Consider the following 17999-nt stretch of genomic DNA (forward strand, 5'->3'; position numbering starts at 1 on the left):
GTAGTGTCAGGACGCGCTCACGGGGTTGGCCGGGCCGGAGGTGGCGGCAGGCAAAGCGCCCGCCACGGTGTCGCCTCCACCCGGAGACCAGCGTGAAAATGATATCGAAACTTGTGCCCCGCAACGCGCGGCAACACCCTCGGCTTCTTGCGCTTCGTCAGCCAGATTGCCCAGCCGGATGCGCGCAGCGTGCTCTTCGACGATCTTCTTGACCACGGCCAGTCCGAGCCCGGTACCGCGGGCCTTGGTGGTGACGTAGGGTTCGAAAGCACGCTTGAGCAGGGTGTCGGAAAAACCGGGGCCATTGTCGGTCACTTTGAGGCGCACGCTGCGCAGGCTGCCATCGTCGGCGCGGACGGCCTCGGTGCGCAAGGTGACCTGGCCCTGCGCGCGGTCGGCCACGGCGTCCAGGGCGTTCTGCACCAGGTTGTGGATGACCTGCCGCAGCTGCGTGGCATCCCCCTCGATCGGGGGGAGGGTGGGATCCAGGTCGGCACGCAGCACGCCTGATTCCTGCTGGACGGCATACAGGCCCAGCACCTCGACGGCCAGGGCGTTGAGGTCCAGCGGCGCGAGCCGGGCCGAGGGCAGGCGGGCGTAGTCGCGGAACTCGTTGACCAGGGTCTTCATGGCCTGCACCTGGGTGACGATGGTGGCCACGCAGCGCACGAGCATCTGCTGGTCGCTCCCGGTGAGCTTGGGGGCGAGCTTGTGCTCCAGCCGCTCGGCCGAGAGCTGGATGGGCGTGAGCGGGTTCTTGATCTCGTGGGCAACGCGGCGTGCCACCTCGGCCCAGGCCACGCTGCGCTGGGCGGAGACGACGTCGGTGATGTCGTCGACGATCAGCAGGCGGGCCCCGTCGGGCAGCAGCGCGCCGCGCACGAGCAGCACCGGCTGGTCCCGCCCGGCGGCGTGCTCGAAGGTCTCCTGCCAGTGGTCGGGGCTGCCCAGCTCGATCTCCTGGGTGTGCGCCACGAAGCGCTGTTCCACCGTGGCCGCCATGCTGGCCAGACCTGGGACCTCTGCCAGCGGCTTGCCGCGCCAGGCGAACAGGGGCGCGCGCAGGATGCGGGTGGCGCCCGGGTTGACGGTGCCGATGCGGCCCTCGGCGTCGAAGAGGATGACGCCGGAGCTGAGGTGGTCGAGGATGGTCTGCAGGTGCGCCTTGGCGCTCTCGACCTCGGCGAGGCTGTGCTGCACGAGGTTGCGGGCATCGGCGAGCTGCTGCGTCATGTCGGCAAAGGAGCGTGTCAGGCCACCCAGCTCGTCGCGCGAGCCGAAGACCTCGGCGGGCCGCAGGTCACCGCGCGCCACGCGGCGCATGCCCTCGGCGAGCATCACCAGCGGCCGGCCGAGCTGGTGGCCCAGCGCGGCGGCCATCAGCAGTGCGGCGAACACGCCCAGGATGAGCGTGAGCGTGAGCGTGCCGATGTACATCTTGCGCAGGCCGACCCGGCCGAGCGCGCGCTGCTGGTACTCGCTGTAGGCCTGCTGGACCCGCAGGGCGTTGACGGCGATCTCGGTGGGCACGGCCTGGGTGACCTGCAGGTAGCGCTCGTCATGCGCCAGGCTGAAGTCGTTCGAGGGCACCCAGGCCAATGCGCGCACCTGGGCCCGCGGCGCCGAGGCCGGCACGCCGTGGCCTTCGGGCTCGACGTCCAGCCCTTCGAGCGCAGAGGCCACGCGCGTCTCGCGGGCCTTGCGCAACAGGGCCGCGCTGGGCCGGTCAGGCAGGAAGGTGACGCCGTAGGTGCCCCCCGCCGAGGCCAGCACCTGCCCGTTGCCGTTGAGCAGCGCCACGCTCTGCGCCGACAGCTGCTCGCGCAGCCGCTCCAGCGCCAGCACGTGCAGGCTGTCCTCGCGGTCCTGGGCGCGCTGCGCGGCCAGGCGGGTCTTGGTGGCCAGGTCGGTGACCAGGGTCTGCAGGGTGCTGCGGCCCAGGTTGAGGCCGGCCTCCAGGGCCCCCTCGACCTCGACGTCGAACCAGCTCTCGATGCTGCGCGAGACAAACTGGTAGGACACGCCGTAGATCAGCAGCCCCGGCACCACGCCGACGAAGGCAAAGATGGCTGCGAGCTTGAACAGCAGCCGGCTGCCGAACTTGCCGTGGCGCATGCGCCGCGCCAGGTGCATCAGCGCGATGACGATGACCAGCCCGAGCAGCAGCGCCACGCCGACGTTGACCCACAGCATCCAGCCGAAGTGGCGTTCGTACAGGGCCCGGTTGTTGGTGGCCACCGAGAGCAGGAAGGCCAACACCAGCGCCGTCGCGCCGGTGGCGACGAGGGCGACGAGCAGGGTCCACCGCAGGGAACGGGGTGACATGGGTCAGGCAGTCAGGCGCAGGAGAGGCGGTCGACCCGCACGGCGCCGCCGGGCGGCCAGTCGGCCAGCGGCCTCACCGCTCGGGGGGCAGCGTGATCGTACGCTCGATGGCCAGGTGCCACTCCGGACGGCCGGCGATGCCGATCTGCAGCGGCCGCGGCAGCTGGTCGGCGTCCAGGCGGTACTGGAACTGCACGTAGTAGTTGCCATCGTCGTCTGGCGCCAACGGATCGGCGATGCGCCAGCGGCTGCCACGCTGCACGGCGCGCAGCGCCTCGGGCAGGCTGGCGTAGGTCTGCGACAGGCCGCCCAGGCTGACGCGGTAGCTGAAGGTGAGCGGCTGGTAGGTCAGCCGCCAGACGCGCCGCGTCTCGGCAAACTGCCGGTCGAACCAATACCAGCGCGCGCGGTGCAGCTGCGCCTCGGCGACGAAGTACAGCGCCACGCCCTTCTGCAGCGCGCCCTCGACACCGGCGGGCAGGTCGAAGCGGGCGTCGAAGCTCAGCAGCACGCCCTGGTCGCTGCGCTGCACCTCCAGCCGGGCCAGTTCGAGTGCATGGGACGGCGCGGCCGCCCCCACCCACAGCGCCACCGCGGCCAGCCCCGCTGCCAGGCGGGCCTGGCCGCACGAGCGCCGCAGGCCCCCACGCAGCGACCACGGCCGCGTCGCCCAGGACAGCATCAGGGCCGGGACGGCCAGCACAACGAGCAGCGGCAACAGCAGCGAGGGCGACACGGTGGGCCCCATGGACCGGCGGCGTTGGAGGAAGCGCCAGCGCGCCACGGTGCAGCGGCGCCGACGCACGGCGGGTCGGCTCAGGGCGCCTTGTCGAGGCGGGCATAGAAAAATCCATCGCCACACCCTCCCGCTGGCCCCCCGAACCCGGTGGGATTGTCGGCCAGCGGCAGCAGGTGCCCGGGGGCAGCGCGGGAAATCACGGCCGAGGTTCGTTGCATAAAAGCGTCAACCTGGGCCTGTCCCTCGGCCCGGAAGACCGAACACGTTGCGTAGACCAGACGCCCCCCCGGCTTGAGCAGCGGCCAGAGCGCATCCAGCAGGGCCGCCTGGGTGCGCGCCAGCTCGGCGATGTCACCCGGACGACGCAGCCAGCGGGCGTCCGGGTGGCGGCGCACGATGCCCGAGGCACTGCAGGGCGCGTCGAGCAGGATGGCGTCAAAGGCCCGCCCGTCCCACCAGCTGGCAGGCTGGCGGGCGTCGGCGGCCTGGGTCTGCCCCTGCAGGCCGAGGCGGGCCAGCGTGTCGGCCACCTTGCCGAGCCGGCCGGCATCGGCATCCAGCGCGAGCAGGTCCAGCCCGTCCGCACGTTCCAGCAGATCGGCGGTCTTGCCGCCGGGCGCGGCGCAGGCGTCCAGCACGCGGGCCCCGGGCGGCAGGGTGACGGGGTGGTCGCCCAGCAGCACGGCGGGGTCGGCCGACGGTTCACCCAGCAGCAGCGGTGCGGCCAGCTGGGCCGAGAGGTCCTGCACCGATACGTGGCCCAGGGCAAACCCCGGCAGCGCACCCACCGGCACCGCGCGGGGCAGGCGCAGCGCCTGCCGGCCCAGCAGCTCGGCCGGGCCGAGACCGGCCGCCGCCAGCTCCGCCGCGTAGGCGGGCGCATCGGCGTGGCGCGGGTTGACCCGCAGCAGCATCGGCGCATGCGCCTGGTCGGCGGCCAGCACCGCGGCCCAGTGATCGGGCCAGTCCTGCTGCAGGCGCTCGATCCACCAGCGCGGGTGCTGGTGGCGCACCTCCGGGTCACGCGCCTCCAGCCTGGCCAGCAGGGCCTCGCGCTCACGCAGGAAGCGGCGCAGGACGGCGTTGACGAAGCCGGCTGCCGCGGGCGTGCGCGCGCGCATGGCCACCACCGCCTGGTCGACCACGGTGTGGGCCGCGTAGGCCGCACGGGCGCCGGGCCAGAGCAGCGCCAGCGCGGTGAGCAGCAGCGCCTCGGTCCAGGCCGGCGGGGGGCGCGGCGCCAGCTCGCGGCGCGCCGCACGGGCGCCCGCCAGGCAGCGCATGACCTCGAAGGCCAGCGCCTGGGTACCCGGGCGCGCTGGCGCGGGGCAGGCTTCCAGCGCCTCGGTGAGCGAGCGCCCGGCCTGCACGGCAGCCACCGCGTCGGCAGCGTGCGCGAGCAGCCGCGCCAGGGGCAGCGAGCGGGCGTCCGTTCCCGCGGGCTCCACCGCCTCGGCCGGCGCGTGGGGCCGCGGGGTCCGGGCAGAACGGGATGAACGGGGCGAGCCGGGCGGCGGAGCAGGTGGGCGGGAGGCAGTCACGGCCGGCAGTCTACGTGCCGGGGCGGTGCCCGATCAGGCGCCGCGGCCGGTGAGCGCCACGGGCGGCTCGGTGAACAGGCGCGCCAGTGTGGGCGGCACGGGCGTGTCCAGCAGGTCGCAGGCGATGCGAAGCGCCTCGGCGCCGGGCAGGCGTGCGTCGGCATCGGGGGTGCCGCGCCAACCGGGCAGCGCCGCGTCCACCCAGGTGCGCGCCAGCAGCGGCCGGCGCAGCCAGGCGAGTTCGCGCAGGGTCAGCAGGGCCCGGCCGAGGGCATCCACATCCGGCGGCTGGCAGGGCGGTGGATCCGGCGCCGTGCCCCAGAGCGTGGCCACGACGCTGCGGTACCAGGCCGCACCGGCGGCGCCGACCACGGCCTCGCCGTCGGGCAGCGCGGGCAGCGGTACCAGTCGCGCCAGGTAGGCGGTGAAGCGCGCCACCGCCAGGCGCATCGCCAGCGGCAGGCCAGCCAGGTCGCTCGACTCGCGCAGCCCGCCGCGGTGCAGCGGCGCCTGCGCGGCCAGGCGGTGGCGCATCAGCAGCCAGCGCAACCGGTCGGCGGGGCGCACGCGGCCATCGGCGCACATCACCCGGCGGGCGCTGACCAGCAGGGCCTGGCGCTCGGCCAGCGCGCTGTCCCCGGCCATGTTCAGCAGCCGCTCCAACACCGGCAGGCGTGCCGCCGGGGGCAGGAGCTGGACCTGGGTGTGCAGCAGCACCGCGGTGGACACGCCAGCCAGCTCCTCGGTCCAGGCCTGGCGCTCGCGCGCACTGTCGGGCGTGAGCAGCAGCGCCAGCAGCGCAGCGCGGCGCTCCCCCGCGCTGCGCACACGCGCCAGGCGCTCCCAGGCGGTGAGGGCCTCGCCGGCCAACGGTCGCGCGGCAGGCAGCCACGCCGCCGCATCAGCGGCAACGGGCGCAGCCGGTGCAGCACTCGGGCTCGGCGGACCCGCCGGCTCGGGCAGGTCAGCGACGCTCATCCCATCCATGCGACGAGCAGATCGGCGACCCGGCAGACCCCGCCCACAGGCGGCCCATCGGGCTGGATCGAAGGAGCGGGCTCACGGCACCCCCGAAGTGAAAAAAGTCATGGTGCACCGGAGTCGCGGGCCTTGTCCAGCACCACGGTGTTTCAACGGGCGTCCCGTCGGCGCCGCGAGTTCAGCGCCGCAGCGGCCCCACGGGCACTTCGGGCACGGCGTGGAAGCGCAGCAGCGCCGCGGCCACGGTGGTCGGAAAGACCGCCAACGCGGCGTTGTAGTCCTGCGCCGCACGGTGGTAGACCTCGCGCGACACGGCGATCTGCTGCTGCAGGCGGTCACGTTGGCGCAGCAGCTCGCTGACCGCCGGCATCGGCCCCTCGCCCGAGGTGAGGTCCTGCAGGGCCAGCCCCAGCCGGTCGAGCTGGTGTCCCAGCGCGTCCTCGGCCTCGCCCAGTTGCAACAGGCCCCGGCCCCGCAGGGGGCGCGATTGCAGCTGGTCGCTCACCTCGCCTGCCGCCTGCGCCGCACTCACCAGCTCGTCGGCCAACGTGGCCTCGGCCCCGAGCAGGCCGCGCGAGGCATCGGCCAGCGCGCGCGCCACCGCGTGGCGCTGGCGCAGCTGGCTCACGAGCGGCGCAAAGGCGCTGCGGGCCGCCTGCCGCAGCCGCACCAGGCGGTTGTGCGCCCCCAGCAGCCAGAACACCAGCACGGCCACCAGGGCGGCGATCGCGATCTGCACTTCAAGCTCCATGGGCATCCTGCAGCAGCGATGCGCGCCACTCGGCGTACCCGGCACGGCGCAGCGCACAGGCCGGGCAGTGGCCGCAGCCATGGCCCCAGTCGTGCCGGGCGCCGCGCTCACCGAGGTAGCAGGTGTGGGTGTGTTCGCCGATCAGGTCCACCAGCGCCGCGCCGCCGAGCCGCTCGGCCAGCGCCCAGGTCTGCGCCTTGGTGAGGAACATCAGCGGCGTCTCGACCGTCATCGGCGCGCCCAGGCCCAGGGACAGCGCCACCTGCAGCGCCTTGAGCGTGTTGTCGCGGCAGTCCGGATAGCCGGAGTAGTCGGTCTCGCACATGCCACCCACCAGCACCGAGGCACTGCGGCGGTAGGCCAGCGTGGCCGCGAAGGTCAGGAACAGCAGGTTGCGCCCCGGCACGAAGGTGTTGGGCAGCCCGTTGGCCTGCAGCTCGATGGCCCGCTCGTCGGTCAGTGCGCAGTCGCTGATCTGGCCGAGCAGCGCGAGGTCGAGCAGGTGGTCCTCGCCCAGCTTCACGCCCCAGTGCGGAAACTGCCGCGCCAACTCATCACGCACGGTGAGCCGGCAGTCCAGCTCGATGCGGTGGCGCTGGCCGTAGTCGAAGCCCAGCGTCTCGACGCGCGCAAAGCGCTCCAGCGCCCAGGCTAGGCAGGTGGTGGAATCCTGCCCGCCGGAGAACAGGACGACGGCCGTGCGGGGATCCGACATCATCGCTGGTGGCTCAGGAACGGACCTCGCCCTGGCCCAGCACCACCCACTTCATCGAGGTCAGCCCCTCCAGCCCCACCGGCCCGCGGGCGTGGAATTTGTCGGTGGAGATGCCGATCTCGGCGCCCAGTCCGTACTCGAAACCGTCGGCAAAGCGCGTACTGGCGTTGACCATCACGCTGGCCGAATCGACCTCGCGCAGGAAGCGCATCGCGTTCGGGTGGTTGGTGGTCAGGATGGCGTCGGTGTGGTGCGAGCCGTAGCGGTTGATGTGGGCGATGGCCTCGTCCAGGTCCGCCACCACCTTCACGCTGATGACCGGCGCGAGGTACTCCTCGGCCCAGTCGGCCTCGCTGGCCTCGGCCACTCTCGCGCCCGGCACGTCGGCCAGGATCGCGCGGCTGGCGGCGTCGCAGCGCATCTCGACGCCCTTGGCCGCGAAGATCGCACCGATCTGCGGCAGGAAGGCCGCGGCGCTGGCCTGGTGCACCAGCAGCGACTCGGTGGCGTTGCAGGGGCTGTACTTCTGCGTCTTGGCGTTGTCGGTGACGACCAGCGCCTGCGCGATGTCCACCTCCGCGTCGATGTAGGTGTGGCAGTTGCCGTCCAGGTGCTTGATCACCGGCACCTTCGCCTCGGCACTGATGCGCTCGATCAGGCCCTTGCCGCCGCGCGGGATGATGACGTCGACGAACTCGGGCATCGCGATCAGCCGGCCCACCGCGGCGCGGTCGGTGGTCTCGACCAGCTGCACCGCCGCCTTCGGCAGCCCGGCCGCCACCAGCGCCTGCTGCACCAGCTGCCAGAGCGCGAGGTTGGAGTGGATGGCCTCGGAGCCGCCGCGCAGGATGCAGGCGTTGCCGCTCTTGATGGCCAGCGAGGCAGCCTCGATGGTCACATTCGGCCGGCTCTCGTAGATCATGCCGAACACACCCAGCGGCACGCGCATCTGGCCCACGCTGATGCCGGTGGGGCGGCGCTTGACGCCGGTGATCTCGCCGACCGGGTCGGGCATGGCGGCGAGCTGCTCGCAGCCCTCGGCCACCGTCTCGATGACCTTGGGCGTCAGGCGCAGGCGGTCGACCATCGGCGCGGCCAGGCCGGCGGCCTCGGCGGCGGCGATGTCCTTCGCGTTGGCTTCACCCAGCGGGCCCACCGCCGCGCGCAGCAGGCGCGCCAGCTCGGTCAGCGTGGTGTTCTTGGCGCGGGTGCCGGCGCGCGCCATCTCGGTGGACGCAGCGCGGGCGGCCGCGCCGACCTGGGCCATGTAGGCGGGGATGTCCTGGGCGTTCATGCCCAGGATTGTGGCAGAGGGCCTGCCCGGTGGGGGGATGCATGGCGGCCCCCGGTGATGCGATAGCATCAAGCATCAGCTGGAGAGCGCAAATGCGAACCACCCTCGACATCGCCGACGACGTGCTCTACGCAGCGCGCGAGTTGTCGCGCCGCCAGAAGAAGTCGTTGGGGCAAGTCATTTCCGAATTGGCGCGTCAGGCCTTCGCCGGACAGGCTGCCCGGCAGTCTGGTGCTGCTGTGCTCGCGGAACCGGCGGGCGACTACCTTGCGGTCCTGGGCATAGAGCCCTTGCCGCCGCGCGGGGGCGTGGTCAGCCCGGATCTGATCGAGCGCCTGCTGGACGACGAGGCGCCGTGATGCGAGCCCTGCTCGACGTGAATGTACTCATCGCCGTTCACGATGCGGACCACATTCACCACACCCGCGCACTGGCCTGGCTGGCCACCGAAGTCCGCCACGGCTGGGCCAGTTGCCCACTGACGCAAAACGGTTGCCTGCGCATCATGAGTCAGCCGGGATACGTCAACCCGGCTCCGTTGGCGCAGGTCACGGCCATGCTGCAGCGCTCGACCGCCACGCGGCACCACGCCTTCTGGCCGGACGATCTGAGCGTGCTGGATGCGCAGTCCTTCGACCATGCCCAGGTGCACGGCCACCGCCAACTGACCGATCTCTACTTGCTCGGCTTGGCCGTGCGGCACGGCGGGCGCCTCGTCACCTTCGACCAGCGCATACCGCTGTCGGCCGTGCGCGGGGCCTGCCCGGAACACCTCGTCGTGCTGTAGGCCCCTTCGGCCTCAACCTGTTGAGGCTGAGCGACGGCTTCAGGCCGCCGACTCAAACCCGTTCGGATTCCGACTCTGCCAGCGCCAGGAGTCCTCGCACATCTCGCGCAGGCCGCGCTGGGCCTTCCAGCCCAGCAGCGTCTGAGCCGCGGCCGGGTCGGCATAGCAGGACGCCACGTCGCCCGGGCGACGATCGACGATCTGGTGCGCGATCGCCCGGCCGCTGGCCGCCTCGAAGGCCTTGATGACCTCCAGCACGCTGTAGCCCTGGCCGGTACCGAGGTTGACGGTGAGCGAGCGCTCGCGCTCCAGCAGGTGCTTGACCGCGGCGACGTGGCCCTCGGCCAGGTCCATCACGTGGATGTAGTCGCGCACCCCCGTGCCGTCGGGTGTGTCGTAGTCGCCGCCGTAGACCGAGAGCTGCGCGCGCTTGCCCACCGCCACCTGGGTGACATAGGGCATCAGGTTGTTGGGGATGCCGCGCGGGTCCTCGCCGATCGTGCCGCTGGGATGCGCGCCGACCGGGTTGAAGTAGCGCAGGTAGGCGATCTTCCAGCTCGGGTCGCAGCGCTCCAGCTCGTTGAGCAGCTGCTCGCCCATCAGCTTGGTCAGGCCATAGGGGTTGGTGGCGAAGAGCGGCGAATCCTCGGTGATCGGCAGCTTTTCGGGCGAGCCGTAGACGGTGGCCGAGGAGCTGAACACCAGGGCGCGCACACCGGCGTCGCTCATCGCCTGACCGACGCTGACCAGCCCGCCCAGGTTGTTGCGGAAGTACTCCAGCGGCTTCTGGGTCGATTCGCCCACCGCCTTGTGCGCGGCGAAATGGATCACGGCGCGGGCATCGTGCTTCTGGATCACCTCGCGCACCCGGGCGGTGTCGTTGACATCGCCAGGCTCGAACACCGGCGCCTCGCCGATCAGCCCCTCCAGGCGCTGCAGCACCTTGGGCGAGCTGTTGGCGAAGTTGTCGAAGCCCACCACCCGGTAGCCCGCGTTGCGCAGCGCGACCCAGGTGTGCGAGCCGATGTAGCCGGTGGCGCCGGTGAGGAGGATGGTGGTCATGGCGGTATCTGAACGGAGCGGAACGGTTGCTGGAGCTGCGCCAAACCGGCGCGCGTCGCTGCTGATTCTGGCAAACCACCATCGCGCCCCGGCAGAGGCGCTGCCCTCGGACCGGTGGAGTGTGAACAGCCACCTACAATTGCCGGATGTTTCTCCAAGCGCTGCTCGAACCGCTGGGCAGGGAGGCGCTGGCGCGCACCACCCTGCTGATCAACCATGTGCTGAGCGCCGAGCCCGAGGCCACCCGCCGCCTGCAGGGCCAGGTGGGCCGCAGCATCGCGCTGGCCTGGCGGGCCTGGCCGGGTTTCCTGCCGCCGCCCCCGCAACCGCAGTGGACGATCACCCCCGCCGGCCTCCTCGACCTGGATGAGGCCCTGCTCGCCGCCCAGGCCGAAGGGCTGCCGCCCGGCACCGGCGAAGCCACCCTGACGGTGACGTTGGACGCCGCCGACCTGATGCGCTGGGTCTCCACCGGCATGCCCGGGCGCCCGCCGATGGACATCCGCGGTGACGCCGCCCTGGCCGCCGAGGTCAGCTGGCTGGCCGACCACCTGCGCTGGGACATCGAAGACGACCTGGCCCGGCTGATCGGCGACGCGCCCGCGCACACGCTGGCACGCTTCGGCCGCACGCTGGCCGAGGGGCTGCGCAGCTTCCTGCAGCGCCTGCGCCCAAGCGGCGGCGGCTCGGCCTGAACCGCCGCCGCCTGCACACACGCTTCCCCGCTCCTTCCCGATGAAACACTGGCCACGCCTGGCCCTGATCGCCTGGGTCATGCTGCGCCACGGCATGGACCAGCTGGTGCTGAACCAGCTGCGCCACCACCGCGGCCTGCGCCTGCTCGCCCGCCTGCTGGCGCTGGGCCGCACCCACGACGCGCCGCGCGGCGTGCGCCTGCGCCTGGCGCTGGAGCGGCTGGGGCCGATCTTCGTCAAGTTCGGCCAGGTGCTGTCCACCCGGCGCGACCTGCTGCCGCCGGACATCGCCGACGAGCTGGCCAAGCTGCAGGACCAGGTGCCGCCCTTCCCGAGCGAGCAGGCCCGCGCGATCGTCGAGCGCTCGCTGGGCCGGCCGATCGAGGAGGCGTTTGCCAGCTTCGACACCGACCCGGTGGCCAGCGCCTCGATCGCGCAGGTGCACTTCGCCACCCTGCACGACGGCCGCGAGGTGGCGGTGAAGGTGCTGCGCCCGGGCATGGTCGACGTGATCGACGCCGACCTGGGTCTGCTGCGCGCAGCGGCGGCCTGGCTGGAGCGCGTCTCGGCCGACGGCCGGCGGCTGCGCCCGCGCGAGGTGGTGGCCGAGTTCGACAAGTACCTGCACGACGAGCTGGACATGGTGCGCGAGGCGGCCAACGCCACCCAGCTGCGCCGCAACATGGCCGGGCTGGACCTGCTGATCGCCCCGGAGATGCATTGGGACCTCTCCACCGCCGACGTGCTGGTGATGGAGCGCATGAAGGGCCTGCCGATCAGCCAGGTGGACCGGCTGCGCGAGGCGGGCGTGGACATCCCCAAGCTGGCGCGCGACGGCGTGACGATCTTCTTCACCCAGGTGTTCCGCGACGGCTTCTTCCACGCCGACATGCACCCGGGCAACATCATGGTGTCGGTGGCGCCGGAGACCTTCGGGCGCTACATCGCGCTGGACTTCGGCATCGTCGGCACACTTGACGAGCGCGACAAGGCCTACCTGGCGCAGAACTTCCTGGCCTTCTTCCGGCGCGACTACCGTCGCGTGGCCGAGCTGCACATCGAATCCGGCTGGGTGCCGGCCAGCACCCGGGTGGACGAGCTCGAAGGCGCGGTGCGCGCGGTCTGCGAGCCGCACTTCGACCGCCCGCTCAAGGACATCTCGCTCGGCCAGGTGCTGCTGCGGCTGTTCCAGACCTCGCGGCGCTTCAACGTCGAGATCCAGCCGCAGCTCGTGCTGCTGCAGAAGACGCTGCTCAACGTCGAAGGCCTGGGCCGCCAGCTCGACCCCGAGCTGGACCTCTGGGCCACCGCCAAGCCCTTCCTGGAACGCTGGATGAACGAGCAGATCGGCTGGCGCGCCCTGCTCGACTCGCTCAAGGACGAAGCGCCGCAGTACGCCAAGCTGCTGCCGCAGCTGCCGCGCCTGCTGCACGACGCACTGCAGGCCCAGGCCCGCACGGCCGACGGCCCCTCGCGCGAGCTGGTTGCCGCATTGCTGATCGAGCAGCGCCGCACCAACCGGCTGCTGCAGGGCCTCGTCTGGGCGGTGGCCGGCTTTGTCGTTGGCGCGCTGGCGGCCAACCTGCTGCTGCCCTGGATCCACTGACACCGCTGTCACGCCCGGCCGCGGTCCGTTGGTGATCGATGTGGCGCGCAGCTTGCATGCACAGGCGTCAGCTGGCTCGATAATGCGCGCCGCACGCTGCTTGTGCAGCCCTACCTTCACGCGGGTCCTGGCATGAACGTCACCCTGATCGTCTTCGTCGTGCTCTATCTGCTGGGCACGCTGGCCCTCGGCGTGTGGGCAGGCACACGCATCAAGAACACCGCCGACTTCGCCATCGCCGGGCGCAGCCTGCCGCTGATCATGGTGGTGACCACCACCTTCGCGACCTGGTTCGGCGCCGAGACGGTGATGGGCATCCCGGCCAAGTTCGTGCAGGGCGGCCTGAACGCCATCGTCGAGGACCCCTTCGGCGCCGGCACCTGCCTGATCCTGGTGGGCCTGTTCTTCGCCAGCAAGCTCTACCGGATGAACCTGCTGACGATCGGCGACTTCTACCGCCAGCGCTACGGCAAGGGCATCGAGGTGTTCTGCTCGGCCGCCATCATCCTGAGCTACCTGGGCTGGGTGGCGGCGCAGATCACCGCCCTAGGCCTGGTGTTCTCGGTGCTGACCAATGGCGCGATGAGCGAGACCGCCGGCATGATCGTGGGCACCCTGGCGGTGCTGGTCTACGTGGTCGTCGGCGGCTTCCTGGCCGTGGCCTGGACCGACTTCATCCAGATGATCGTGCTGGTGGTGGGCATGTCGATCATCGCCTGGTTCTCGGCCGACCTGGCCGGTGGCGCCGGGGTGGTGCTCGACAAGATCGCCTCGCAGGACCTCTGGCGCTTCCTGCCTGAGCCGAGCTTCCACGACGTGGCCTTCTTCATCGGCGCGGGCCTGACCATGATGCTGGGCAGCATCCCGCAGCAGGACGTCTACCAGCGCGTGATGTCGGCCAAGGACGCACGGACGGCGCGCAATGGCGCGGTGATCGGTGGCGCGAGCTACATCCTGTTCGCCTTCGTGCCCATGTTCGTGGTCGCCAGTGCCGTGGTGGTGATGGGCGAACAGGCCATGACGCTGGCCAAGGACGACTACCAGCGCGTGCTGCCCACCTTCGTGATGGCCAAGATGCCGCTGGTGATGCAGATCCTGTTCTTCGGCGCGCTGCTGTCGGCCATCAAGAGCACCTCGTCGGCCACGCTGCTGGCCCCGGCCACCAGCTTCGTCGAGAACATCCTGAAGAACCTGCGCCCGCACATGGGCGACCGCCAGCAGCTGCGCGCGATGCGCTTTTCCATCGTCGCCTTCGCCGGCCTGGTGCTGGCCTACGCGATCGCGATGCAGGGCACCTCGATCTACGACCTGGTGTCCTCGGCCTACCAGATCACGCTGGTGGGCGCCTTCGTGCCGCTGGTGTTCGGCCTGTACTGGCAGCGCTCCACGACCCAGGGCGCGATCGCCTCAGTCACGGCCGGGATCGCGGTGTGGATCGTCTTCCTGCCGCAGGTCAGCCTGCTGGGCGAGTTCTTCCCCGGCCAGCTCGCCGGCTTGATCGCGGCCGTGGTCGGCATGCTGGCGGGTTCGCTGCTGCCGCAGGTGCTGGTCAACCGCCACGACCCGGACCACCACGTCAAGGGGCTGAACGCCTGAGTGGGCGCTGCAATGCGCCATGGCGCCCCGCGGCGTAATGCAGGGCACGCTGGCGCCCGGACCCTGCGCCGTATACTTTCTGGTTTTGCATCAAGGTTTTCGAGCGATGCCGATCTACGCCTACCGTTGTTCAGCCTGCGGCCATGCCAAGGATGTGCTGCAGAAGATCTCCGATCCGCTGCTGACCACCTGTCCAGCGTGCGCAGCCGAGGCCTTTACCAAGCAAGTCACCGCCGCGGGCTTCCAGCTCAAGGGCTCGGGCTGGTATGCGACCGATTTCAAGGGCGGCGGCAGCAGCAGTGCCGCGCCCGCACCCAGCACGCCAGCGGAGTCACCAACCGCCGCAGCGCCGGCCGCGGCAGCGGCGCCGTCCACCCCCTGTGGCGGCTCCTGCGCGTGCCACTGATGACGGCTTGCACGTGAAGAAATACATCGTCGCCGGCCTGCTGGTCTGGCTGCCGCTGGCCATCACGATCTGGGTGCTCGCCTGGATCCTGGGCGTGCTCGATGGCGTGTTCCAGGCGCTGCTGTCGGCGGCCGGGGCCGTGCTGCCGGAGAGCGCCCAGCAGGGGCTGGCAACGCTGGCGCACGTTCCCGGGCTGGGTGTCGTGCTGCTGGTCACGCTGATGTTCCTGACCGGCATGTTCGTGGCCAACTTCGTCGGACAGTGGTGGATCAAGCAGTGGGACCGGCTGCTGGGCCAGATCCCCATCGTCAAGTCGATCTACAGCTCGGTCAAGCAGGTGTCGGACACGCTGTTCTCCAGCAGCGGCCAGGCCTTCCGCGAAGCCGTGCTGGTGCAGTACCCGCGCGAGGGATCGTGGACGATCGCCTTCGTCACCGGTCGACCGGGCGGCGAGGTGGCCACCCACCTGCACGACGACCATGTGAGCCTGTACGTGCCGACCACGCCCAACCCAACCTCCGGCTTCTTCCTGATGGCGCCGCGCGCGGACGTCAAGCCACTGTCGATGAGCGTGGACGAGGCCCTGAAGTACGTCATCTCGATGGGCGTGGTTTCGCCTCCGACCAACGGCAGCGCCCCCGCGGCCGTGACCGCGACGTCAGCCACGCGAAATTGACCGGGCCGGCCGCCTGGCCCGCACCCGCCTCACCGATACAGAACGAGCGACAACGGAGAACCTCCATGCGCAGCAGCTATGCCGGCCAGGTCAGCGAACAGCTGATGGGCCAGACCGTGACCCTGATGGGCTGGGCCCACCGTCGCCGCGACCACGGCGGCGTGATCTTCATTGACCTGCGTGACCGCGAAGGCCTGGTCCAGGTCGTCTGCGACCCCGACCGGCCCGAGATGTTCAAGACCGCCGAAGGCGTGCGCAACGAGTTCTGCCTGAAGGTGGTCGGCCTGGTGCGCGCCCGCCCGGGTGGCACCGACAACGCCAACCTGGTCTCGGGCAAGGTCGAGGTGCTGTGCCACGAGCTGGAGGTGCTCAACCCCAGCGTGACGCCGCCCTTCCCGCTCGACGACGAGAACCTGTCCGAAACCACCCGCCTGACGCACCGCGTGCTGGATCTGCGCCGCCCCGCGATGCAGAAGAACCTCATGCTGCGCTACAAGGTGGCGATGGAGGCACGCAAGTTCCTCGACGAGCAGGGCTTCATCGACATCGAGACGCCGATGCTGACCAAGTCCACGCCCGAAGGCGCACGCGACTACCTGGTGCCCAGCCGCGTGCACGACGGCCACTTCTTCGCGCTGCCGCAGTCGCCCCAGCTGTTCAAGCAGCTGCTGATGGTCGCGGGCTTCGACCGCTACTACCAGATCACCAAGTGCTTCCGGGACGAGGACCTGCGGGCGGACCGCCAGCCCGAGTTCACGCAGATCGACATCGAGACCTCCTTCCTCGGCGAGGAGGAGATCCGCTCGATGTTCGAGGGCATGATCCGCCACGTCTTCCGCAAGACGATGAACGTCGAGCTGGGAGACTACCCGGTGATGCCCTACAGCGAGGCGATGCACCGCTTCGGCTCGGACAAGCCCGACCTGCGCGTCAGGCTCGAATTCACCGAGCTGACCGACGTGATGGGAACGGTGGACTTCAAGGTCTTCTCCGGCCCGGCCACCACCCCGGGCGGGCGTGTGGTCGCGCTGCGCGTGCCAGGCGGCGCAGCAATGAGCCGCGGTGAGATCGACGGCTACACCGAGTTCGTCAAGATCTACGGCGCCAAGGGCCTGGCCTGGATCAAGGTCAACGACGCCGCCAAGGGGCGTGACGGACTGCAGAGCCCGATCGTCAAGAACCTGCACGACCAGGCGATTGCCGACATCCTGAGCCGCACCGGCGCACAGAGCGGCGACCTGCTGTTCTTTGGTGCCGACCGCGCCAAGGTGGTCAACGACTCGATCGGCGCGCTGCGCCTGAAGGTCGGCCACAGCGACTTCGGCAAGAAGAACAGCCTGTTCGAGGACCGCTGGGCGCCGCTGTGGGTGGTGGACTTCCCGATGTTCGAGTACGACGAGGACGAGCAGCGCTGGAATGCCTGCCACCACCCGTTCACCAGCCCGAAGGATGGTCATGAGGAACACCTCGCCACCGACCCGGGCAAGTGCGTCGCCAAGGCCTACGACATGGTGCTCAACGGCTGGGAGCTGGGCGGCGGCTCGGTGCGGATCCACCGCGCCGAGGTGCAGGCCAAGGTCTTCGCTGCGCTGAACATCTCGCCGGAGGACCAGCGCGTGAAGTTCGGCTTCCTGCTCGACGCCCTGCAGTACGGCGCGCCGCCGCACGGTGGCCTGGCCTTCGGTCTGGACCGCCTGGTGACGCTGATGACCAAGGCCGAGTCGATCCGCGACGTGATCGCCTTCCCGAAGACCCAGCGCGCCCAGTGCCTGCTGACCGGCGCGCCCAGCCTGGTCGACGAAAAGCAGTTGCGCGAGCTGCACATCCGCCTTCGCAACGCCCAGGCGGCTGCCCAGGCCTGACGCACAGGCCGTCAACCTGATCCGCACGAGCCGGCCCGCGAGGCCGGCTTTTTCATGGGTGCTCCGAAGCGCGGCCTTGCGCCAGCGCATCCTGGACATCAGGGTGGCGGCGCCGGCATGATCTCGCGCATCGCGGCCCGCCCGCATTACGCCGATGCTCGCGCCATGTCGAGCTTCGAGACCGGCGGCCCACGCTCAGCGACCCCGTTGTACCTGATCCTGACCTTGGCAGCCGGTGGGCTGGGCCTCAGCGTGGCACTGGCCTGCGGCTGCGGCGCCGACACGCCGACGGCGCTCGCCGCGGTCGCCGTCGCGACGCTCGGCCACCTGGCGCTGCAGTGGCGCCGCCGTGCCGCGGCCAGCGGGCTGCAGGGCGGTCCCTGGCGGGACCGGGCAGACATGCTCGCCATGGGGGTGATCGGCGCAGGTGTCCTGCTCGCCGCCCGCAGTGGGCCGGGCCTGCTGGTGGTCGGCATCGCAGCCATCGCACTGGGCTGGGGCACCACCCGTCCGGGTCTTCCGGTCGCACCTGTCTGGCGGGCACTGGCTGCCGGCCTGGGCAGCTGGCTCACCGTCGTCGGGGTGGATCAGGCGCATCGCCATGGCTTCAGTGCGATGGGCGCACTCATGGGTGGGGGATTGGCATTGCTCGTCGCCGCTGCCCATTTGCAGAAGGTCCCTGGGCGTGACAAAGCCAGGCTCAGGCTGCTGTCCGGCGCGCTGGCACTGGCTGGCCACGCGTGGCTGCTCGGCTGGTGGTGGGCCGACTGGCTGCCGACCTCGGCCTGGTGGGCACTGGCAGCGGCGCCGTTGAGCCTGGTCGCGGGCGTGGCGACGATGGCGGGCGCGAGCCGGCTCGGGCGGGGTTGGGGCTGGCTGGCCGCCCTCTTGCACGCACTGCTGCTGACCGCCGCGCTCTGGGCCGTGGTGGCGTTGCGCTGAGCCACAGCCGATGCACGCGGC

17 protein-coding genes are annotated in these 17999 nt (G+C 70.9%); 9 read left to right on the top strand and 8 right to left on the bottom strand.

Translation table 11 applies throughout. The annotated features are described in order from the left end of the window. Positions 1–6: 6 nt before the first annotated feature. The 7 genes from NGK70_RS25715 to NGK70_RS25745 form a co-directional block, all read right to left on the bottom strand. Positions 7–2325 carry an ATP-binding protein gene (locus tag NGK70_RS25715; RefSeq protein ID WP_251971266.1) on the bottom strand — a complete coding sequence of 773 codons (2319 nt, stop codon included), beginning with the start codon at positions 2323–2325 and terminating at the stop codon, positions 7–9. A 73-nt stretch (positions 2326–2398) separates the two neighbouring features. Beyond that, complete coding sequence (locus tag NGK70_RS25720; protein ID WP_251971267.1) at positions 2399–3073, bottom strand: DUF4390 domain-containing protein; 675 nt, start codon at positions 3071–3073, stop codon at positions 2399–2401. Positions 3074–3141: 68 nt separating this feature from the next. Beyond that, entirely contained in the window at positions 3142–4482 is a 1341-nt protein-coding gene (rsmB, locus tag NGK70_RS25725; RefSeq protein ID WP_251973903.1) for a 16S rRNA (cytosine(967)-C(5))-methyltransferase RsmB, read from the bottom strand. 156 nt (positions 4483–4638) lie between these two features. Further along, positions 4639–5583 (bottom strand): hypothetical protein, encoded by a 945-nt coding sequence (locus NGK70_RS25730; protein ID WP_251971268.1) that lies wholly within the window; start codon positions 5581–5583, stop codon positions 4639–4641. Positions 5584–5764: 181 nt separating this feature from the next. After that, entirely contained in the window at positions 5765–6337 is a 573-nt protein-coding gene (locus tag NGK70_RS25735; protein ID WP_251971269.1) for a LemA family protein, read from the bottom strand. Then, positions 6327–7055 (bottom strand): 7-cyano-7-deazaguanine synthase QueC, encoded by a 729-nt coding sequence (queC, locus tag NGK70_RS25740; RefSeq protein ID WP_251971270.1) that lies wholly within the window; start codon positions 7053–7055, stop codon positions 6327–6329. The genes NGK70_RS25735 and queC overlap by 11 nt, the downstream gene beginning before the upstream one ends. A 10-nt stretch (positions 7056–7065) precedes the next feature. Then, positions 7066–8346: a glutamate-5-semialdehyde dehydrogenase gene (locus tag NGK70_RS25745; RefSeq protein ID WP_251971271.1), complete on the bottom strand. Its 1281-nt coding sequence runs from the start codon at positions 8344–8346 to the stop codon at positions 7066–7068. A 92-nt stretch (positions 8347–8438) separates the two neighbouring features. Here NGK70_RS25745 and NGK70_RS25750 point away from each other — a divergent pair, with 92 nt between their 5' ends. Next, positions 8439–8705 carry a CopG family transcriptional regulator gene (locus NGK70_RS25750; RefSeq protein ID WP_251971272.1) on the top strand — a complete coding sequence of 89 codons (267 nt, stop codon included), beginning with the start codon at positions 8439–8441 and terminating at the stop codon, positions 8703–8705. Beyond that, the gene (locus tag NGK70_RS25755; protein WP_251971273.1) at positions 8705–9133 is read left to right on the top strand and encodes a TA system VapC family ribonuclease toxin; all 429 of its coding nucleotides are present in this window, start codon (positions 8705–8707) and stop codon (positions 9131–9133) included. Before NGK70_RS25750 ends, NGK70_RS25755 begins: the two co-directional genes overlap by 1 nt. Positions 9134–9172: 39 nt before the next feature. On the opposite strand, the gene galE is transcribed toward NGK70_RS25755, so the two are convergent. After that, the gene (gene galE / locus NGK70_RS25760; RefSeq protein WP_251971274.1) at positions 9173–10195 is read right to left on the bottom strand and encodes a UDP-glucose 4-epimerase GalE; all 1023 of its coding nucleotides are present in this window, start codon (positions 10193–10195) and stop codon (positions 9173–9175) included. A 146-nt stretch (positions 10196–10341) separates the two neighbouring features. Here galE and NGK70_RS25765 point away from each other — a divergent pair, with 146 nt between their 5' ends. The 7 genes from NGK70_RS25765 (at position 10342) to NGK70_RS25795 (ending at position 17978) form a co-directional block, all read left to right on the top strand. Beyond that, on the top strand, positions 10342–10890 hold the full coding sequence (locus NGK70_RS25765; protein WP_251971275.1) for a hypothetical protein: 549 nt from the start codon (positions 10342–10344) through the stop codon (positions 10888–10890). A gap of 40 nt (positions 10891–10930) precedes the next feature. After that, positions 10931–12496 (top strand): ubiquinone biosynthesis regulatory protein kinase UbiB, encoded by a 1566-nt coding sequence (ubiB, locus tag NGK70_RS25770; protein ID WP_251971276.1) that lies wholly within the window; start codon positions 10931–10933, stop codon positions 12494–12496. 132 nt (positions 12497–12628) lie between these two features. Beyond that, positions 12629–14092: a high affinity choline transporter 1 gene (locus NGK70_RS25775; RefSeq protein WP_251971277.1), complete on the top strand. Its 1464-nt coding sequence runs from the start codon at positions 12629–12631 to the stop codon at positions 14090–14092. Positions 14093–14198: 106 nt separating this feature from the next. Next, the gene (locus NGK70_RS25780) at positions 14199–14498 is read left to right on the top strand and encodes an FmdB family zinc ribbon protein (protein WP_251971278.1); all 300 of its coding nucleotides are present in this window, start codon (positions 14199–14201) and stop codon (positions 14496–14498) included. 13 nt (positions 14499–14511) lie between these two features. Then, a complete protein-coding gene (locus NGK70_RS25785) occupies positions 14512–15174 on the top strand; it encodes a DUF502 domain-containing protein (protein WP_251973904.1) in 663 nt (220 codons plus the stop codon). 65 nt (positions 15175–15239) lie between these two features. After that, positions 15240–17036 (top strand): aspartate--tRNA ligase, encoded by a 1797-nt coding sequence (aspS, locus tag NGK70_RS25790; RefSeq protein ID WP_251971279.1) that lies wholly within the window; start codon positions 15240–15242, stop codon positions 17034–17036. A gap of 117 nt (positions 17037–17153) precedes the next feature. Then, complete coding sequence (locus NGK70_RS25795; protein ID WP_251971280.1) at positions 17154–17978, top strand: hypothetical protein; 825 nt, start codon at positions 17154–17156, stop codon at positions 17976–17978. Positions 17979–17999: the final 21 nt, after the last annotated feature.

This window comes from Sphaerotilus microaerophilus, assembly GCF_023734135.1.
In the GTDB taxonomy this organism is placed as follows: Bacteria; Pseudomonadota; Gammaproteobacteria; order Burkholderiales; family Burkholderiaceae_C; genus Sphaerotilus; species Sphaerotilus microaerophilus.